The organism is Acetobacter sp. DsW_063 (assembly GCF_002153745.1).
Lineage (GTDB): Bacteria > Pseudomonadota > Alphaproteobacteria > Acetobacterales > Acetobacteraceae > Acetobacter.
The window spans coordinates 54,219-67,783 of sequence record NZ_JOPL01000009.1 but is presented as its reverse complement, the minus strand read 5'-3'; the positions used below and the strand labels follow the sequence as shown (position 1 = coordinate 67,783).

Sequence of the window (13,565 nt, the reverse complement as noted above, 5' to 3'; positions counted from 1 at the left end):
GCAGGGACTGCGTCATCGGACGGATCAGAGGTTTCCGAACACCGCCGCCGTATCGGACATGCGGTTGGAGAAGCCCCACTCGTTGTCGTACCATGTGCAGATGCGGACGAGCTTGCCACCGTCGACCAGTGAGGTCTGCGTGGCGTCGAACGTCGACGACGCGATGGCGTGGTTGAAATCCGAGCTGACGAGCGGCGCTGTGTTATACGCCAGAACGCCCTTCAGGGGGCCTTCCTCGGACGCCTTCTTCACGACCTCGTTCACAGCTTCGACAGATGCCGGGATGGTCTTCGGCACAAAGTCGAGGGAGACGAGGGAGACGTTAGCGGTCGGCACGCGGATGGCGGTGCCGTCCAGCTTGCCTTTCAGGTGCGGCAGGACGAGCCCGACCGCGCGTGCGGCGCCGGTGGAAGTCGGGATCATGTTCAGGGCGGCGGCGCGGGCGCGACGCAGATCCTTGTGCAGTGTGTCTACCGTGCGCTGGTCGCCCGTGTACGAGTGGATCGTGACCATGTAGCCGCGCTCGATGCCGAATGCGTCGTCGAGGACCTTCGCAACGGGCGCGAGGCAGTTGGTGGTGCACGAGGCGTTGGAGATCACCGTCATGTCGGAGGTCAGCGTGTCCTGGTTCACACCGTAGACGATGGTCGCGTCCACGCTGTCGGCAGGGGCGGAGATGATGACCTTGCGTGCGCCAGCGGCGAGCAGCGGGGCGGCCTTTTCCTTGGTGGTGAAAATGCCGGTGCATTCCATGGCGACGTCGACGCCCTGAAGCGGAACTTTCGACGGATCGCGCTCGGCCGACACGGTGATCGGGTCCCAGGTCCGGCCATTGGCCGAGATGATCAGGCTGTTGCCCTCGACGCGGACATCGGCGGGGAACCGGCCGTGCACGCTGTCATAGCTCAACAGATGCGCGTTGTCGGTGACGCTGCCGAGGTCGTTGATGACGGTCGGTATGACGTCCGTCCGCCCGCTTTCGATGATTCCGCGCAGCACGAGGCGGCCGATACGGCCAAATCCGTTGATCGCGATCTTAACTGCCATCTGAACTGTCTCCGTCTTTTTCTGATTGCCCCGTGACGATGCGTCGTGGCGAGGCGTCGCGTTTGACCGTATGGCGGGGGTCGGTGCGGCGATTGGATGCTCCGGCCTTATGTGCGCCGGACGCGCGTCCCGTTAAGGCGGCGCCATCGCTCCCCAGGCCGGGAAGCCGAGAATCCGACACTCGTGAACCCAGAAGTTGGCGCACCCGATCGCGTACTCCCTCGGGAGTGATCCCGAAACTGTCGTAGAGCGTGCCCATGCTGGAGGACGAACCGAAGTCGTTCCGCCCGATGAATACGCCCTCAAACCCAAGCCATCGTTCCCAGCCGAAGCCGGACGCCGCCTCGATCGCGACGCGCGGCGCTGAACCGAGCACGGCAGCACGATAGGCGGTATCTTGTCGCGCGAATAGCTCCCAGCATGGAAGTGACACAACGGCGACGGGGATGTCGTCACGCATCAAAAGGACCTGCGCTTCTCGGGCGATCGCCAGCTCCGGGCCTGATGCGATGATGGTGGCTCGCCGGGCCGTCGGGCCGCCGGGGGCTTCGGCGCGCACATAACCGCCATGCGCTGCGGCGAAGGTCATAACGCCGGCTTGCGGCGACGCGTCGCCGCGCAGATCGTCCATCATGCCGCTCTCGCCATTCGTCGCAGGACTTAACCCGAGAACGATAACGGCTGGACCATCGCGCCACTCCAGAGCTTTCTCCCAGACGGCGATCACTTCCTGACGGTCGCCAGGCCGGAAAAGGGCCAGATTCGGCATCGCTCGCAGACTCGCGAGCTCTTCTACCGGCGGCCACAAATCGGCGGCGGTCCGAGGATCGTCCTCGACCAACAGACACAGCATCCGTCGTCCCGCCAGCGCGGCGAAACGGAGCGCCGGACGTATGCGATCAACCATCGATAGCGTCGCAACGCCGCAAGCCAGAGCACCGCCATGCAGCGATAGTCCATTCATCAACCCGACCATTGCTGGCTCGCGGGCTCCGAAGAACAGAGGTTCGCCGGGGACGACGAGAGGCGTTGTGGAAATGTCGGAATTCGTTTGCGTCGCCTTGCTTCGCCGTCGTCCGGAAGACGGCGCCGGCGGGGAAGGCGAATCTTCACCAACGTGGCGTGAAGAGTCGCCACCTGCCGACATTGGAACGAACTCGGGCAGGAGCGTCGTCAGAATGTCGCGTCCGCGAAGCCCGTCACGTACAATCGACCGGGCCGCTCCCTCGTCCCCGGCGTGGTAAGTCTCGATCGAAGGTGCGTTCTTAACCGTAGCCCATGCCCGGCGCCAATCGTCTATCAGGCGTGGCATTGCGCGCGATTCGGTGGTCCGCTCGAACTCCGCTCGCAACCTGTGGCGTGCAAGACGACGAAGCCATGTATGCCGCGCCACGCGACCGCGCCGCGCGGTCACGCTCCACGGACCGACCAGTTCGTATTCGCCGTCGTCCTCAACCGGGAGCCGCGTTCCGTCATCCTCGCCGTCGCAGACCAGAAGACTCGGCCGCCGGCTTCGTTGACACGTTGCAAGCGCGGCGCCCAAGGCGTTCGCATCGTTCGCCGCGACGCGTCGGACCGCCCAGCCAGACGCCTCGATCCGGTCGATCGCAAGGTTTAGATCGTGGGTAGAGGAACGCGTGAACGCGTCGCCGACGATCACGGTGAGCCGGTCGAGGCGAAAGCGTCCGGCAATTGCGGACGCTTCAAGCGCAACGCCTGCGTCAAGATCGGCGGGGGTGGCGAGGAGCCAAGTGCGGTGATCGACGAGGGACTGCCCGAAACGTGCGGCAAGCATCTTTTCTGTCAGGCTCATGCCGACAGCCGCCGCAACGCCTTGTCCGGCCAGGCCGGCTGTCATGCCGATCGCGTAACCATTTCCATGGTGAGCGGCGACGTTGTGTTCCGGCGCTCCTGTCAGACGCAGAAAGGCGTGAAGCAGGGGAGAAAGCCGCATGGAGGAGACGAAGAATCGATCGCTGTCCGCCCATGCGGGGGCAGATGGATCAAAGCGGAGAAACCGCTCCCATAGTATGGCGACGACGAGATAGAGCGCGTTCACGCCTGAATGCCCGAAGGATATGTCGGTTTCGCCAGAGCTCTGCGCGCGTGCGGCGCGCGCGAAGCGTATGGCCGAGCGAAAATCGCGTCCTGCGCCGGAAGAAAAATCGGCGCTGATCATCTCGCGCTCTGGCCGCCTGCTTTTTGGAGCTCTTTTTTCAGGGAGATCCAGCACGCTCATAAACGGATCGTCAGACATTCACGCGGGGACGTCGCGCCGGAACGGGAAAATCGCTTCATGATCGTCACCTCATGCACTCTTGCTCCTTGGCGCGGTTCCTGCAACCGTCCCGCCATGCCGTTCCGAGCCCTATTCCGTCGTTCCGCCGCCATAAAGACCACAGCGTCATCGGCTGTTCCAACATCCGTTCAGGCGAAGCCCGTAATCTACGGAAGAGCAGGCGACGGGCTGCCTCGCCGGTCGTTCGCCGGACTGTCGCTGACGGCTGCAGCCCTGTCGCTCCCCGGGTGCAAACTGGTGGATCAGCGGACCTTCGATCATACGGCGAGCCGCCCCCCAAAAGTCATCGTGCCGCCGCCGCCGCCCGGTCCGCCGCCGATCCCGCCGCTGGTGGAGGTCATCGCCGGGACGCCTGTCGCCGATTGGCAGGGGCCGCTGGAGGCTATTGTGAAGCGTGCTCTGGCGCGAAAGCCCAATATTCTTTTCCGTGTGCAGGCTCTCGCCCCGCCGGGGGCTGACGCGGACGCTGATCGCGCCACGCTTGCGCGCCTGACGACGAACGACGGACAGGCGGTGGCGAACGCGATTGTCGCAGGCGGCGCCTCCCCGGCACAGATAGAGATGACGGCTATGCCCAATTCCGGTGTGGCAAGCCCGCGTATCCGGGTGTATGTGCGCTGAACGACTAATCCTCGCCGCTGCGTCAGCCGATCTGGCGTAGTGTCGCCGCCGCAGGGTGTAATGCGCTGCGGCCCCTGTGGCTCGATGGACGCCATCCGCGTTTCGGCGGTTATGCGTCGTCGTCGGCCCACCGATGAAGACAGGAGTAGACTGGGTGACTATCCGGAACGCGCGACACCCGTTTTACGATTTCTGCGACGAAGCTCTCGAAGACATACGGCGACAGGGCCGCTACCGCAGCTTCACGCCGCTGGCCCGTCAGGCTCCCCGTTACCCGGTTTACGAGGAAGAAATTGATCCGGTTCCCGGTGAGACGCCCGAGGGCCGGGAAGTCGTCGTGTGGTCCTCTAACGATTATCTTGGGATGGGCGTTGAGCCGGAGGTTTGCGAAGCTGCGATCGCCGCCATTCGCGAGCACGGCGCAGGTGCGGGCGGAACGCGGAATATCGCAGGCACCAGCCCCCTGCATAAGCGTCTTGAGGCTGAACTCGCCGCGCTGCACGGCAAGGAGGCGGGACTGTTGTTCGTCTCCGGCTACGTGTCGAACCAAGCCAGTCTACAAACCATCCTCACGTCGATGCCTGGCTGGATCTGCTTTTCCGACCGGTGCAATCATGCCTCGATGATCGCTGGCATCAAGGGCGCTCGCGGATCGACGACCGTCATTTTCGAGCATAACGACCTTGCCGATCTGGAGGCCAAGCTCGCCGCGGCTCCGATTGATGCGCCCAAGCTGATTGCGTTCGAGAGCGTTTATTCGATGGATGGCGACGTTTCGGACATCGCCGGGATCTGCGCTCTCGCCCGGAAATACGGCGCGATGACGTATCTCGACGAAGTGCATGCCGTCGGCCTTTACGGTGACGAAGGCGGCGGCGTTTCCCAGCGTGACGGCGTCGCCGATCAGGTCGACATCATCGAGGGCACGCTGGCCAAGGGGTTCGGCGTTCACGGCGGGTACATCACGGCTTCGGCTCAGATCGTCGATTATCTCCGTTCGTCCGCGTCGGGTTTCATTTTCACCACGTCGTTGCCGCCCTCGATCGCCGCCGCGGCGCTGGCCAGCGTGAAACTGGTGCGCGCCCAGAACTGGCGTCGTGAGAGGATGTTTGAGCGGGTGAACGAATTCCGCCGTCGCATGCGTGCTGCGGGCGTACCGTTCATGATGACGGCGAGCCATATCGTGCCGGTTCCGGTCGGGGACGCGGAATTGTGCAAGAAGATCAGCCGTCGGCTGCTCGATGAGTACGGTCTTTATGCGACGCCGATCAATTACCCGACGGTGCCCAAGGGAACAGAGCGCCTGCGTCTGACGCCGGGGCCGTATCACACCGACGAGATGATGGATCAGATGGTTACGGCGCTCTTGCGTCTGCTGACGGAAGAGGGGCTGCGGCCCGGCGCCGAGGGAACTGCGCAGGCGGCGTGATCGGAGCAGATGCGCTGATTTGTTGACTGAGTCATGTATTAATATTGACTTGGTCAACTATCATGATCCATGTTCCGAGACATGGAAAATTTTGTCGCATCTGTAAGAACGTTCAACGGGTTCTACACTCGCGCCGTCGGCGCTCTTAACGCACGATTTCTCGGTGCAGATATGACGCTGGGTGAGGCGCGTCTGCTGCACGAGATTGCTCGCGCGGATACCGCGCAGGCCAGCGAATTGAAGCGGCGGCTCGATATGGACGCGGCGCAGATGAGCCGAATGCTCGCGCGCTTCGAAGCCAAGGGTTGGATTGTTCGAGGGCAGGAGAACGACGACGCCCGCGCCAAAACTGTTACACTGACGTCGGAAGGTTCGGCGGCTTTTCAGGAACTGGACCGCCGCCAGATCGAGGCGACGACGGCCATGCTTGCCGATCTTGACGACTGGGGCGCTGGCGACGTGACAGCGGGCCTCACTATGGCGCGACTCAGGCTTGATCCGTCATCGGGCGAAGTCCTGAATGTGCGGCCGTTTCGGAGCGGCGACGTCGGGATGATCGCTGCAAGGCAATCTCTGCTCTATGCTCAGGAGAATGGCTGGGGCGCGCCGCTGGAGGCGCTGGTCACGATGACAGCCGCCAATTTCCTGCGTGATTACCGGCCCGGACGGGATGCTTGCTGGGTCGCTGAACTCGACGGCGTTATGGCCGGTTCCGTGATGGTCACGGACGAAGGCGGGGGGCAGGCGCGTCTGCGTTTGCTGTATGTCGAACCGTTTGCGCGAAACAGGGGCGTCGGAGCCGAATTGATCGGTCGGTGTGTGAGTTTCGCGAAAGAGGCAGGGTACGAGAGCCTGATTCTCTGGACACATACCGTTCTTGAGGGCGCTCGCCGGTTATATTCCAGATACGGGTTCGTCCTTACGGAAGTCGAGACCCACACCAAATTTGGCGAACCTGTGCAGGGGGAGACCTGGTTGCTGACGTTCCAGCGTTGAGCGTCGTCGCAATTATCTGGTGGGATAAAATCGCCGCATCTTTGATGCAGGCGGCGGAGTAAAACGCCGCCTGCACTTTCCGAATCCCGCGATCCAGATGGGCTTAGTTGCCGGAAGCGCTCGCTGGTGTCGCAACGTCAGGCGTCGCAGGAGCCGGCGGGGCGACCGTTCCGGTTCCAGCTGCGACAGAAGGGACCGTCGGAGCGACTGGAGCCGCGGTGGGGGCGGTCGCGCCGATCGACGGAACCTTGTCCTGCTGCGCAGCGGCCAGGCTGCGGGCGTTCAGGTCTTCGGTTGCGCTCGTCGGGGCCGTTTTGCCCTTCGACATCTCGCCATCATGGTGATGATGGTGGTGATGGTGCTCTTCGGCCGAAGCGAAAGAAGCCCCGGATATGGCGATAGCAGGCGCCGCGATGGCGAGTGTAGCGGTCAGGACGACCTTCGACAGAACTGCTTTCATAATTCCACTCCTTAACAATTGCCACGCGCCGTTCCGCCTCAACCTCGGCTCAACGCCCGTGGGCGCGGCACGTTCTGGCGCGCAAGCATAACCTTCGAGGGGTCGTTCCCAAAATTCGGCCAAACGACAACAACCGGCGCATTCGCGAATCCCTAAACGCTTAACGCCTGTTCTTGGTCGATTAAGCGTCTGGAACGCGGAGGAGTTTCTTTTTCCGAGGACGAAACTGGCTTGCTACTGTCCGACCACGCCAAAAACCATCCGCAACCCGAGCGACAGCACAGCGCCGACGCCGAACCCCACCAGTGTGCCGTTCATGCGGATATATTGCAGATCCTGCCCGACCCGTAGTTCCAGCCTGTCGGCGATCGCCGCCGCGTCCCAGTTTCCGACCACGCTTGCGATAAAATCGCCTAGGCGATCGCGCAGGGTGGGAAGGGCGCGCCAGACCGTCTTGCGGACGCCGTCTTCGATACGGCGACGCATCAACGGGTCATGTTCCGCCTGCACCGCCAGACGCGCCAACGTCTCCCGGACAATGGTGGCGATCCAGCCGTCGTCGCGTTCGGTATCTTCAATGATCATGCGGCGCAGGCGCGCCCAGAGATCCCCCCCCCAGGTCACCATGGAATCGTGGTGAAAGACATCGCGCAGCGAGCGCGACAGCTCATCGGCGCGTTCGGGATCGTTTTCAATCCGGTCGATTTCGGCTCGGACCCAGGCGGTGAACCCTTCGCGAAGGGCGGAATCTCGTGGGTTTATGCGGTCGAGCTCCTCTGCGGCCGCAACGAGGACTTTCGTGGCGATCGATCCGCCGATCGCCCAACTGAGAAGGCGCCCGCCCTGTTCGCGCACGCGATCTTCGATCGTTACGCGGAGGGCGGCTTCCTTCGACTGCAGCATCGATTTCAGTTGCCCGACGAGGAAAGACAGAACCTCCTGATGGTGCTCGCTCTCCACCAATGCACGCAGGGCGCGCGCGATGACTGGAGCGAGATTGGCTCCCCCGAGCAACACCGGCAGGCTACGTCCTAGGGCGGCCCCGGCGCGACCGTCCTCCAGCCGTTCCAGCGCATTCGGAACCATGCCGATCGCTCCGCGCGTGAGTGATTCGGCTGTCGTCGGGTCGGCAAGCAGTCTGGCGACGATACCCGGGAGGTCGGCGTTCAACAGGACCCGATCAACCTCGGGCTCCGTGAGCACCTGCGTCGTGACGAAGCGTCCGAGCGCGCGCCCGAGACGCTCTTTTTGGGCTGGAATGATCGCTGTGTGCGGAATGGGCAGGCCGAGAGGCTGTCGGAACAGGGCTGTGACGGCGAACCAGTCGGCCAGCCCGCCGACAATTCCCGCCCTGCCACCAGCTCGAAGCGTGTCTATCCAGAGCGATTCGGAGAGCCATCCGCGTGCAGGGAGAATGTACCCCGCCAGCGTCAAGGCGGCCATTCCGCCGAGCATCCCGGTAGCCATACGTTTTTGCCGGATGAGCGCCCGGCGTGCTTCGTCGTCTGGTGAGGTCTGTGCGTTCATGGCCTCGCCTGATAGCATCCCCGTGAACGGCGCCCCAAACGCCGTTTGGTATGTGGCTCCGGCATTGCGCCGAATGTGTGGCCGTGAAACCCTCAGCCCCTAATTCCTGCGTGTGAGATTTTTTATGGCCGATACGTCGCCCGCCGAATCACGGACTCCGCCTGCCCAGACCCTGTCGGGGCATAGCGGCATGACGGACGCTGCGCGTGCGGCGTTCTCTTTGTTGGCAGGGGAGACCCAGATCGCTGGCGATGAGGCTTCCGGGACGAAATCAGGACCAAGCCTCCATACGCTGGTAAGCCGCCTTGAATGGATGCTTGATCGCGGGCGTCTCTCCGTGGACGATTTGCGTGAAGTCGTAAGGCGCCTGCGCGACGAGGCGTTCCTGCGGCGCGCCACCCGGCTGCACCGTTACCCGGGAGGAGCGGCTGCGGCGGATACGGCGGAACGGCTGGCGGGGGTTGCTGCCCACATTGTAGAAGAGGCGGTCTCTGCGCCAGACGGAGGTGGTCTGGACGCGTTTCGCGCAGCGGTCGAGCGTACAAGATTCGCGGCGGTCTTCACGGCTCATCCGACATTCGCCGTGGCGAACCCGGTCTATGCGGCGCTCGCAGAGAGCGCCTCCCTGCCGACGCCGCCGGTTGCGGCTCCAGCGTTCGAGACCCACCGGCGTTCAGGTCCGCCGACGCTTGAAGAAGAGTTCGGTCTGGCGTCCGACGCGATCCTGCGGGGACGGGATGCGATCGACACGTTCGTGACGGATCTGCTGCGAGAGGCGCGCGAACGCTGGCCTGATAACTGGACGACGCTCACGCCGAAGCCGCTGATCCTGACGAGTTGGGTGGGTTACGACACAGACGGCCGCACCGACATTGGCTGGTGGGACACGATGCGGCTGCGGTTGCGGATGAAGCTGTTCCAGCTTCAGCGTCTGCGTGCGCAGGTGCAGCAAAGCGGCGTCGACGCTGCGGCGTTGATCAGCAGGGTTTCGCGCGCGATCTACACGGTCGAGGCGCAGATCGCCGCGACGCCGAAAAGCGCCGATCCGGCGGCGGCGCTGGAATTTGCGGCGCTGATTGTCGATCGGGCGGCCGACGCCATCTCGGACCCGCAGGCTCTGGCGGACGCGCTGCAGGACGCTATCGACAGTGCGCCGGACGATGCGAAACTGGGACTCTCAGTGGCGCGGTCAGGGTTTCTGGCGCACGGCATGGCGGTGGCGCAAACCCATACGCGGCTCAACGCCACCCAAATTCACAATGTGTTGCGTCAGCGTCTGCGGTTGACAGACGATCCTGCCAACCCGACGCACCGCCGTGCGCTTCTGTCGCGCATCAACGACGCGTTGGACACGGTGACGGCGACGCCGGTCGATTTTGGGGCTCTGCTGGTCGAGCAGGCTTCGGCGGCGCGGCTGATGATGACCATCGCGCAGATCGTCAAGCATGTGGACACCGCGACGCCGGTGCGCTTCCTCGTGGCGGAGACGGAGAGCGGATACACGCTGCTGGCGGCGCTGTGGCTCGCGCGGCATTTTGGCATCGCGGACAAGGTGGAGATCTCGCCGCTTTTCGAGACGCGAGAGGCCCTGATGGGCGGGGCGCAGATCGTCGAGGAGGCGCTGCGTTCGCCTCACTGGCGTGACTACCTGCGCCAGACGGGAAAGATGAGCCTTCAGTTCGGATATTCCGACTCAGGCCGCTACGTCGGGCAGCTCGCCGCGACATATCTGATCGAACGTCTTCGTTTGAAGATCGCGGATCTGTTGCAGAAATGGGATCTGCAGGACGTCGAGGTCATCCTGTTCGACACCCACGGCGAAAGCATTGGGCGTGGCGCGCACCCGTTCAGGCTCTCTGACAGGCTCGATTATCTCTCGCCGCCGCACGTTCGCGCTCGCTTCGCGGAACTGGGACTGCGATATCGGGAAGAGAGCGCCTTTCAGGGCGGTGATGGCTACCTGCTGTTCGGCACACCGGAACTTGCGGGAGCCTGCATCGCGACCATCGCGGAGCATGTTTTCACGCCGCCGCGTCGGGAGCGAGATCCCGTCTATGACGAACCTGATTTCTCGTCCGATTTTTTCTCCACCATCGCAGAGGGTATGACGTCTCTGGTGGACGATCCGGGCTACGCTGATCTGCTCGGGGCGTTCGGTCCGTCATTGATCGACAAGACAGGCTCGCGTCCGGCGGCCCGACAGAGCGAGGGCGGCGGGGCGACCCCGCGCATCACGCATCCGAGCCAGCTTCGTGCGATCCCCAACAACGCGATACTTCAACAACTCGGCTGGTGCGCCAACACCATTCAGGGGCTGGGATCGGCTGCGCACCGGCATCCGGAGACGTTCGATTCCTTCCGAGACGGCAGCCCGCGCTTTCACCGTGCGCTAGACTTCGCCGCGCACGCGCTGGCGCATTCGGACGATCAGGTGCTGCGTAGCGTGATCTCTCTGCTTGATCCGGGGTACTGGCTGGATCGTGCGACAGCGGAGGATGAGGCTGCACGGCGCGGCCCCTATCTTGCGGTGATGCACGATCTGGAGAAGCTCGACTTCTGGGCGGACACGCAGTCGATGTTCCGGCGTATTCAGGCCGACCATCTGGCGTTGCGTGCGGCATGGCCGGATGCGCCGTCCATGAGTCCGACCGAACGCGGGTTGCATGCGATCCGTATCGCGATGATTGAGCGCATCTGGCTTCTGGCGACGCAGATCCCGTTCTTCATGCCGCGTGGCGCTTTCACGCGGGACGTCATGATGCGACGGATACTCTGCCTTGAAATTCCGTCGGTGCTTCGTGAACTGGATGCGGTGTTTCCCCGGGGCGACCGCGCGCCGGAATTCGATTTCCATGAACCTGCCGGGCCGCAGGTGGAAAACGCCTACACCTATGAACACGACTACATTTTCCGTCCCATGCGCGCGATGTTCGATATCGTGCGGGAGATCAGCGTGGCCATCGCGCATAATGTAGGCGCGTTCGGCTAAAGCCTGCTGTGATACCGTTCAGGGCGCGTCACGTAATGGTGTGCCCCCTTGACGGATCGAGGTCGGCGAAGCATCTGTCTCGTTGAAACAGGACTGATTTGGTCCTTAATGGCAGCGAAGCCGTTTCAGCAGGTGACCTTCGTATGTTCAGGCTGTCGAAACTGACCGATTACGCCGTCAGGACGCTCGTCGAACTGGGACGACTGGATGGCGTCGTGACGTCGTCCACGTTGTCGGCGGAAACCGGCGTTCCGGAACCGACTGTGGCGAAAGTTCTCAAGACGTTGGCAGGGGATGGCTTGCTTGCGTCCCAGAGAGGCGCGCGCGGTGGATACCGTCTGGCGGTGCCGCTCGAGAATATTTCCGTTGCGCGCGTCATCGCAGCGATCGACGGCCCGATTTCCCTGACAGCTTGCGTAAGCGGTGGAGCCGGGTGCGAGATCGGACCGGATTGCGCGCTTTATGGGTGCTGGGACCCGGTGAACGACGCGATTCACGAAGCCTTGTCCGGTATCTCCCTCGCCCGTATGGCGAAGACGAGCGGACGGGCGAGGGGCGCGCGCGTGAAGTCAGACGAAGCATGCGCAGATATGGCCGCTACGCGCGGCAGAGTGGCCGATTTTACCGGCGCGGTGGGAGGATAGGATAGATGCCAGCTGTTACAGAGACCCGCGAACAGGTCGAGAAGCTCGGGCAATCCTCCTATAAATGGGGGTTTGAGACCGACATCGAGATGGACTTCGCGCCCAAGGGGCTCAACGAAGACACCATCCGGCTGATCTCTTCGCGCAAAGAAGAGCCGCAATGGTTGCTTGACTGGCGTCTGGCCGCGTTCGCAGCTTGGCAGACGATGGAAGAGCCGAATTGGGCCAAGGTCTCGCATCCGCCGATCGATTATCAGGACGCATATTACTACGCCGCGCCGAAGAAGAAGGCTGGCCCGAAGTCTCTGGACGAAGTCGACCCCGAGCTTCTGCGGACTTACGAAAAGCTGGGCATTCCGCTGCATGAGCAGGCGTTGCTCGCGGGCGTCGAGGTTCCGGAGGGTGAGGAAGCCCGGATGCCGATCGCGGTCGATGCGGTGTTCGACAGCGTGTCCGTCGCAACGACTTTCCGCAAGACGCTGGCCGAAGCTGGCGTGATCTTCTGCCCGATCTCGGAGGCTGTTCGGGACTACCCCGATCTGGTGCGCCAGTATCTCGGCAGCGTCGTGCCGGTGGGCGACAATTTCTTCGCCGCGCTGAATTCCGCCGTCTTTACGGACGGATCGTTCGTTTACGTTCCCAAGGGCGTGCGTTGCCCGATGGAACTGTCGACGTATTTCCGCATCAACGCCCGCAACACGGGGCAGTTCGAACGCACGCTGATCATCGTCGAGGACAAGGCTTCGGTCTCGTATCTCGAAGGGTGCACCGCGCCGATGCGTGACGAGAACCAGCTTCACGCGGCGGTTGTCGAACTTGTCGCGATGGAGGACGCCTCCATCAAATACAGCACGGTGCAGAACTGGTATCCGGGCGACGAGAACGGTCTTGGCGGCATCTACAACTTCGTCACGAAACGCGGCGCGTGCCGCGGTGCGCGATCGAAGATATCGTGGACTCAGGTCGAGACGGGGTCGGCGATCACATGGAAATATCCTTCCTGCATTCTGCAGGGCGAAGGGGCCGTGGGTGAGTTCTACTCTGTCGCCGTCACGAACAATCGCCAACAGGCCGACACCGGTACGAAGATGATCCATATCGGGCGCAACACGCGCTCCACGATCATCGCCAAGACGATAAGCGCCGGTCATTCCGACAGCACGTATCGAGGTCTGGTTCGCATCCTGCCGAAAGCGTCTGGAGCGCGGAATTTCACGCAATGCGACAGCCTGCTGATCGGCGATAAATGCGGCGCGCACACGGTTCCGTATATCGAGAACCGGAACATGGCGGCGCGCGTGGAACATGAAGCGACGACCTCGAAGATTTCCGAAGACCAGATGTTCTACTGCCGTCAGCGCGGGCTTTCGGAAGAAGACGCGGTCGGTCTGATCGTCAACGGGTTCTGCAAGGACGTGCTCAAGGAACTGCCGATGGAGTTTGCTGTCGAGGCGCAGAAACTTCTTCAGATCAGCCTTGAAGGCAGCGTCGGGTAAAATATCGGGCGATCGCTCCGGGCGGTCGCAAGCAAACACAGTAGGGATAGATTATCG

At 62.9% G+C, this 13,565-nt stretch carries 10 protein-coding genes; 6 read left to right on the top strand and 4 right to left on the bottom strand.

Features of this window, described 5'->3' with window-relative positions; all coding sequences use genetic code 11:
* Window positions 1-24 precede the first annotated feature (24 nt).
* Both gap and HK28_RS02405 read right to left on the bottom strand, forming a co-directional pair.
* On the bottom strand, window positions 25-1,047 hold the full coding sequence (gene gap, locus HK28_RS02410; protein WP_086643030.1) for a type I glyceraldehyde-3-phosphate dehydrogenase: 1,023 nt from the start codon (window positions 1,045-1,047) through the stop codon (window positions 25-27).
* Window positions 1,037-3,226 (bottom strand): transketolase-like TK C-terminal-containing protein, encoded by a 2,190-nt coding sequence (locus tag HK28_RS02405; protein WP_158093363.1) that lies wholly within the window; start codon window positions 3,224-3,226, stop codon window positions 1,037-1,039. Before HK28_RS02405 ends, gap begins: the two co-directional genes overlap by 11 nt.
* A 117-nt stretch (window positions 3,227-3,343) precedes the next feature.
* On the opposite strand from HK28_RS02405, the gene HK28_RS02400 reads away from it, so the two are divergent.
* The 3 genes from HK28_RS02400 (at window position 3,344) to HK28_RS02390 (ending at window position 6,392) form a co-directional block, all read left to right on the top strand.
* On the top strand, window positions 3,344-3,967 hold the full coding sequence (locus HK28_RS02400; protein ID WP_086643028.1) for a hypothetical protein: 624 nt from the start codon (window positions 3,344-3,346) through the stop codon (window positions 3,965-3,967).
* 154 nt (window positions 3,968-4,121) lie between these two features.
* Complete coding sequence (hemA, locus tag HK28_RS02395; RefSeq protein WP_086643027.1) at window positions 4,122-5,396, top strand: 5-aminolevulinate synthase; 1,275 nt, start codon at window positions 4,122-4,124, stop codon at window positions 5,394-5,396.
* Window positions 5,397-5,477: 81 nt separating this feature from the next.
* Window positions 5,478-6,392 (top strand): bifunctional helix-turn-helix transcriptional regulator/GNAT family N-acetyltransferase, encoded by a 915-nt coding sequence (locus HK28_RS02390; RefSeq protein ID WP_086643026.1) that lies wholly within the window; start codon window positions 5,478-5,480, stop codon window positions 6,390-6,392.
* Window positions 6,393-6,495: 103 nt separating this feature from the next.
* Here the strand turns inward: HK28_RS02390 and HK28_RS02385 are convergent, their stop codons facing one another.
* Window positions 6,496-6,852, bottom strand: coding sequence for a hypothetical protein (locus HK28_RS02385; protein ID WP_198945768.1), 357 nt, complete (start codon window positions 6,850-6,852; stop codon window positions 6,496-6,498).
* 234 nt (window positions 6,853-7,086) lie between these two features.
* Window positions 7,087-8,379 carry a DUF445 domain-containing protein gene (locus HK28_RS02380; protein ID WP_086643025.1) on the bottom strand — a complete coding sequence of 431 codons (1,293 nt, stop codon included), beginning with the start codon at window positions 8,377-8,379 and terminating at the stop codon, window positions 7,087-7,089.
* A gap of 190 nt (window positions 8,380-8,569) precedes the next feature.
* On the opposite strand from HK28_RS02380, the gene HK28_RS02375 reads away from it, so the two are divergent.
* The 3 genes from HK28_RS02375 (at window position 8,570) to sufB (ending at window position 13,508) form a co-directional block, all read left to right on the top strand.
* Window positions 8,570-11,368, top strand: coding sequence for a phosphoenolpyruvate carboxylase (locus HK28_RS02375; protein WP_143217293.1), 2,799 nt, complete (start codon window positions 8,570-8,572; stop codon window positions 11,366-11,368).
* 143 nt (window positions 11,369-11,511) lie between these two features.
* The gene (locus tag HK28_RS02370) at window positions 11,512-12,012 is read left to right on the top strand and encodes an Rrf2 family transcriptional regulator (protein WP_086643024.1); all 501 of its coding nucleotides are present in this window, start codon (window positions 11,512-11,514) and stop codon (window positions 12,010-12,012) included.
* A 5-nt stretch (window positions 12,013-12,017) separates the two neighbouring features.
* Window positions 12,018-13,508, top strand: coding sequence for a Fe-S cluster assembly protein SufB (gene sufB / locus HK28_RS02365; protein WP_086643023.1), 1,491 nt, complete (start codon window positions 12,018-12,020; stop codon window positions 13,506-13,508).
* Window positions 13,509-13,565: the final 57 nt, after the last annotated feature.